The 6000-nt window shown below is 41.5% G+C and carries 6 protein-coding genes; 1 reads left to right on the top strand and 5 read right to left on the bottom strand.

What is annotated here, in order from left to right:
- The coding region (locus LNTAR_RS02865; protein WP_007277131.1) for a DUF3313 family protein at nucleotides 1-274 on the top strand (274 nt) is incomplete at its 5' end.
- 202 nt (nucleotides 275-476) lie between these two features.
- On the opposite strand, the gene ltrA is transcribed toward LNTAR_RS02865, so the two are convergent.
- From ltrA to LNTAR_RS02850, 5 genes are all read right to left on the bottom strand, one after another.
- Entirely contained in the window at nucleotides 477-1817 is a 1341-nt protein-coding gene (ltrA, locus tag LNTAR_RS02860) for a group II intron reverse transcriptase/maturase (protein WP_007276687.1), read from the bottom strand.
- Between the two features lie 2 nt (nucleotides 1818-1819).
- Nucleotides 1820-1951 carry a hypothetical protein gene (locus LNTAR_RS28150; RefSeq protein ID WP_274377892.1) on the bottom strand — a complete coding sequence of 44 codons (132 nt, stop codon included), beginning with the start codon at nucleotides 1949-1951 and terminating at the stop codon, nucleotides 1820-1822.
- A gap of 863 nt (nucleotides 1952-2814) precedes the next feature.
- Entirely contained in the window at nucleotides 2815-3213 is a 399-nt protein-coding gene (locus LNTAR_RS27850; protein ID WP_052607291.1) for a transposase, read from the bottom strand.
- An 8-nt stretch (nucleotides 3214-3221) separates the two neighbouring features.
- Nucleotides 3222-3908 (bottom strand): IS110 family transposase, encoded by a 687-nt coding sequence (locus tag LNTAR_RS27845; protein ID WP_007277129.1) that lies wholly within the window; start codon nucleotides 3906-3908, stop codon nucleotides 3222-3224.
- 365 nt (nucleotides 3909-4273) lie between these two features.
- The gene (locus tag LNTAR_RS02850; protein WP_007277128.1) at nucleotides 4274-5662 is read right to left on the bottom strand and encodes a GH1 family beta-glucosidase; all 1389 of its coding nucleotides are present in this window, start codon (nucleotides 5660-5662) and stop codon (nucleotides 4274-4276) included.
- Nucleotides 5663-6000 lie beyond the last annotated feature (338 nt).

Here is a 6000-nt window from a genome sequence, read left to right as displayed (position 1 = left end):
AAAATTTACTACTGGTACTCACATGCAAGTTGGTCAAGCTCATATGGAATTTGAACTTGTTGACTCATTTAGTCGTAAAAGACTCGCTGCTGGAGTTGATGCACGTGCGGGAACAAAAGCTCTGAAAGGTAAATTTGACCAATGGAATGACCTTAAGGAAGCTTTCGAATTCTGGACTCAAAAAGTACGTTACGAACTCGTGGAACGCGGTGCAGGTACGCCTACTGAAGAAGATAAAGAAAAAATGGAAGAAGAGAAGGAAGATAAAGAATAAACTCTTAGTTCCTTCCCATTCAAAAAAGCCCTTCAATTCGAAGGGCTTTTTTTGTGTCTATAGATAGGTTAAACTCTATTTAACTGTTTACGATCCGCTAATTAAGGATGCATTATGATCGCATAAGGGTAGGGAAGACTCCTTGCGGAGTCTCCCCTCCTTCCGAACCGTACGTGCGGTTCTCCCGCATACGGCTCTCCAGTCAGTGCTTACTCCGAAGAGACTGAAATTCCAGTTTCCAGGCTTCCTCCAGTGAAAAGAAGCCTAGATCTGTAAAGTAGGCTTTATTGTATTTACGAGTATCAATCATGCGATGAGAACCTTTCTTGCGATTATATTTGGCTATAATACTGCGCAGTCTTCTGCGTGTAAATTCATCTATACCTCGCATTGCATACACAGTGGAGTGCTTGAAGTATTGATACCATCCGAGAAGATTTGGCCGAAGGTAAGCAATTATGTCCTCTATTGAGTCCTTATTGCTTCTCCTCGTTTTCTTGCGTATGGCATCTTTGCATTTCTTCAGGCTCTGCTTCCTTGGCCAACGTTTAATGCGATGTGTATTTCGCGTTCTCTCGAAATGGTATCCGAGAAACTCGAAGTACTCGCACTTCTCTGTCATGTCGGCAATTCGCGTTTTTTCTGGATGAAGTTTCAGCCCATTGGCTTTCATCCACCTTCGCGTTTTGCGCAATGCCCTTTTGGCTGATTCTTTACTTTTACACATGATCAGGAAATCGTCTGCATAGCGCACTATCTCGAATCCAGCCTCGGTCATCTTGTGATCAAAGAGATCAAGATAGATATTTGCTAACAGAGGACTGATAATTCCTCCCTGCGGTGTACCTTCTTCAGGTTCCCAATGTTTGAGACCATCAAAGATATTGGCTTTGAGGAATTGTTCGATCAGATCAAGAATTTTACCATCAATGATCTTTTCCTTGACTCGACTCATGAGTTTCTCATGTGGTATAGTATCGAAGTAGCTTTGGATGTCGGCATCCATAACATAGAGATAGCCCTGCTTTAACAATTCATTCACTCGTCTAAGTGCATCCTTGCAACCCAGCTTTGGACGAAATCCAAAACTGTAGGGCGAGAAGTCGATATCGAATATCGGCTCTATCACATGTTTCAGAGCTGTTTGAACTACTCGATCACGCACTGTGGGTATTCCCAAAGGTCTGGTCTTTCGACCATCACCTTTTGGGATTTCCACTCGGCGCACTGCACTGGGATCATACCTTCCATCTTGCAGTTCTTCGAGAAGCTTAGCATTATTATACTCCAGCTCTGATTCGTAGCGCTCGATTGATACCATGTCCACTCCATGTTTGCCCTTATTTGAGCAGACTTTTTCCCAAGCTTCCATGATATTATTCTTACGCATCAACTTATCGGATAAGCTGTACCATTTACCTCTTTCAACTCCTCTATGAAGAGTTTTCAGCATCTGATCCGTCCAGACAGAAGGTGACGCCCACGCTTGTATTTCAACAAAGCGTTCATCTCGTCGTAATATTTGTTTAGCCATTTCTGACATTCTTATATTCCTTCTATTCTTTTCTTCTCAGTTTCACCTTCCTGCCCCCCTTTGCTCCAGTGGCTTTCACCACCTTCATCGCTACTATGAGGGCTCTGACTCCTGCGTGGCGGATTAATCCGTACTGACCACACAGGTCTCCCTACTTAATCCACAACATCTTCATACCATTCCATCACCAATCACCTGTCAGCGTTTATACACCGCTTTTCTTTCCGTCTTTCTTCAGCGTGTACAACTTGAGCAGTTGGCTTACTTCGCCCTCAGGCTACGCAGCTCTTCCTCCCGCTCTCTGGTCTTCGCCATGACACAGCAGGCTCGACACCCTGACCGGCCGAAACGCGTTCGTCATCCTACGGACTGATATTTCGTCTAGGCCCTACTACCCACCCCGTTTCACAACGACGCAGTTGACTTCGACTACAGGGCTGACGGCCAACCCTGACGAGGTCTTTCACCTCGCTGTTGTTGTGTACGCATAGGCGTACTGCGCCGTTCTTTCAGAACGGGATGGAACTTTAAATTACATGATTATCCATCCATTTAGCCATATTTGTCAAGTAGACAATAATCTATTGTATCCGTTTTTTGTTATTTTTGCTTAAAACGAAGCTTAGAATTAGCTCTTTACTTTGTGCCCATCTTGATTTCAACTTTGTGGGTACGAGTCTTCACAAAAGTGAAGCCCTCCAGCCATCCATATAAGGTCAACGGTTTTAAAGGAACCGTGTTGATCAGTCCAACTTTTTCTTTTAGCTGCGCTCAACGCCTTAGAAACTCCTAACGGTCATATCCTCGCCGTCCCATTCAGTTGGGTGTTAGGGCTCAGTCCTTCTCTATTGGACTGTCCAGGGTTTTAGGGGCTCGGGGAGGAGTGGGTCATCATCAGTAAATTGCTGTGAGTGTAAAGTGTACACTCAGCCATATCCTAATCAGTTAAGTTGTTTCGACGGAACAAGGGTAATCAATAGGTTCATGACTGAGGTACTAAATTTATTTAATGAACTTTTTTTGTGAGTCGCTCATATTTTTCTCTGCCGAAAAAATCGATAGGATCAAAAGGTTTCTTTCGTAAAAGCATAAAATAAATAGCTCGGCATATTTTATGTATAAAGATGGATCGTCCTTTGCGTTTACCGTGACGTTGATCGAGTTCATCGGCAAAGAATTTCATTACTGGATCTGATTTTGCTAACATTGCGATTTCACCAAAGGCCCACTTTAAGTTAGGGTTGCCCATTTTTGTCCCACTATAACCATAACTTTTTCCCGCACTTTCTTTTTTGCATTTAACAACGCGACAGTAACTTGCATAATCACCTGGAGTTTTAAATCTTTGAATATCATGAGTTTCATAAACCAGAGTCATACCTAAAATATCTCCGATACCTTTCATTGATTTCACTATTTCAAATCTTCTTTGAACTGAGAGTCAAGGGTGAATTTCACAAGGTCCTTATCTATTTGTTTTAACTGATCAGTAAACATCTTTAGTAAATCGGCGTTGAGTTGATAGTTTCGAGCCATAGCATGATCTTCTGGTAGGAATGTCTGAAGATCCATGAACTGAAGTGATGACTTTGCATTTCGTCGAAGCTCAGCAGAACTATGTTTTAAATTATTTTGGTCTTCGAAGAGATTAAGATAAATTGATATACCTGAGCGAATACTCACGAGCTTGATTCGACGGCGTAGTAGATCTCGGTGAGAACGAAACCGACGTGGACAAGCATACGCTTTGGGCAGGAGATTAGTTCGTAACAAATCTGTTATTTTTTTACTGTCTATTTTATCGTTCTTTGCTTTACCTCCATGAATTGCTCCCATATAAAGGGCATGGCCTAGGGCAAATTGAACGGGCTCTGTTTCACAAAAATCAGATAATTTGTACCAGTTGTAAGTAGTTTCGCAGGCAATAGTAAGGTCATCCCAATAAGGAGAGAGGATTTTCTTCATGTACTGAAAGTCATTATTTTTGATCTCTGTGTGCACGTATATTTTTCCTTCTTTGTCCATCACGCAGATATAAGACATCGATTTGTGAAGATCAATTCCGCAGTGAAATTTTGTTTTTGTAGTATACATTTTCATGGCAATATCCTTTTTTGTTTTGTGGAATTACAATTTAGGTTATTGCCATTTCTTTGCCAAATTTTGTAGATCACGTTTGACCGTGAGTACTATTGGCTAAGCGTACTATCAGTTACAATATATATACAGTATATATAAATTATGGTGAAGCCATTAAACTTTAAATAGGCAAGGGATAAACATATATCATGCCTTGAGGTATGAAACTGAGAAGGTTAATTATGTAGTGTACCTAAAGGCATACAATTTTTTTGCCCTCGTACTAAACCCCACATTACATGTGGGCTATTTAAAGTGACATCGCTCTGCGATGTAAGTTTTCATCATTAAGTACTTAATCGTATTTAAATAAGTAAAGAACAGTTTTATATATTCTCACCATTTTGAGCAATTGTTTGACTCAGCCAGCGAGCGGACATCTTAGGTTTGCGTTCTAATGTCTCGTAATCCACACGACACATACCGAAGCGGCGGTTATAACCAAAGGACCACTCGAAGTTATCCATGAGTGACCAAGCGAAGTAACCTCGTAAATCAACGCCAGTTTCTATGGCTTTGCGAGATTCGCGAAGGTAGGATTCATAATAGTTTTTACGCATCAGGTCATTATCGGCAATTTCTGCACTTGGTTCATCACAAGCACAGCCATTTTCTGTAATATAAATTATCGGATTATCATAACGAGCGGCAATCCACTTAAGTAAATCTCCACAGCCCTCAGGAACAATATTCCATTGCATATGTGATTTTTCCCAAGTTGGGTCGTCGGAAAGAAAAACTTTTTGATCGTCAATCATACCGCCGTTGCCGGCAATATCGCTAACTAAGTTATCGTCTTCGCTAGGTTCTGATGCAAGCATACTCGTGTAATGATTGAGACCAAAGAAATCGCTTGAGCCAAAGACTTCACGCTTTTCTTCCTCGCTAAATTCAGGCAGACGTTCCCCCACATATTCTTTCATCACGGCTGGGTAATCACCTTTCCAGATGGGATCGGCAAACCACGCCAAAAAGAACTCCATACTGCGCTCAGCGGCGGCAATATCTTCGGCTTTGTCTGTTAAAGGGTAGCGGAAATCGCAATTATTTGTAATGCCAATCGTTCCCTCTTGATGAGCAAAATCCTTTTTGTAAACACGATAAGCTCTCGCGTGACTTAAAAGCATATTGTGGGCTGCTATATATGGCTCAGAAGATGAAATGCGTCCAGGAGCGTGAACTCCAATGCCGTGACCTAAAACCGCTGCACACCAAGGTTCATTGAGTGTAATCCAGTTTTTGACACGATCGCCAAAGTTTTCAAAACAAATACCTGAGTATTTCTCAAAACGATCGACAATATCCTTGTTTAACCAACCATCATGTTCAATTTGTAAAGGCAATGGTAAATCCCAATGATAAAGCGTCACCCAAGGCTCAATGCCATGCTCGAGTAAACAATCAATGAGGCGGTTATAAAAGTCGATGCCCTCTTGATTAATCTCACCCTTGCCATCTGGCTGAATGCGGGGCCAAGCAATTGAAAAGCGATATGCTTGCAGACCAAGCTCTTTCATCATTTTTACATCTTCTTCGAAACGGTGGTAATGATCACAAGCTATATCGCCCGTATGTCCCCCCTCAACTTTACCGGGTGTCGCGCAAAAGGCATCCCAAATACTGGCTCCACGGCCATATTGCTTGGCGGCGCCCTCAATTTGAAAACTTGCCGTTGCGGAGCCCCAAACAAAGTTCTCTGGAAAATTTTTACTCATTGTCTTCATCCTTAAAATTTTCTTCTTTAAAGATAATACGCTACCAAGCTCATTATTTTGATGATTTCTCTGAGCTATTTAGTGAAATTTCTCAAGTTTGAAAGCAAAAAAAGCCCATCAGTTCAAAAACTAATGGGCTTCAAATTTAACCACGATTAGCTGATGCCCTTACTTCTTTTTATTTGTGCTACGCAATCATCTTAGGCTCTTAGATGGTGAAGCCATTAAACATGAATAGCTTGGGATGATAAATCCCAAGAATTATCATACCAAAAAACTCCATGCCTTTAAGGTATGGGACTTTACATTTAATTTCACGATTAAGCAGAGTAAAGAGC

Source organism: Lentisphaera araneosa HTCC2155, assembly GCF_000170755.1.
Lineage (GTDB): Bacteria > Verrucomicrobiota > Lentisphaeria > Lentisphaerales > Lentisphaeraceae > Lentisphaera > Lentisphaera araneosa.
Note: the sequence above shows the minus strand (reverse complement) of the source record. Positions and strands in the feature narration are given on the sequence as shown.

Bases quoted from the DNA above. Each gene is read 5' to 3' on its own strand.
- ltrA (WP_007276687.1), bottom strand. From the start codon at position 1,817: ATGTCAGAAATGGCTAAACAAATATTACGACGAGATGAACGCTTTGTT.
- LNTAR_RS27850 (WP_052607291.1), bottom strand. From the start codon at position 3,213: ATGAAAGGTATCGGAGATATTTTAGGTATGACTCTGGTTTATGAAACT.
- LNTAR_RS27845 (WP_007277129.1), bottom strand. From the start codon at position 3,908: ATGAAAATGTATACTACAAAAACAAAATTTCACTGCGGAATTGATCTT.
- LNTAR_RS02850 (WP_007277128.1), bottom strand. From the start codon at position 5,662: ATGAGTAAAAATTTTCCAGAGAACTTTGTTTGGGGCTCCGCAACGGCA.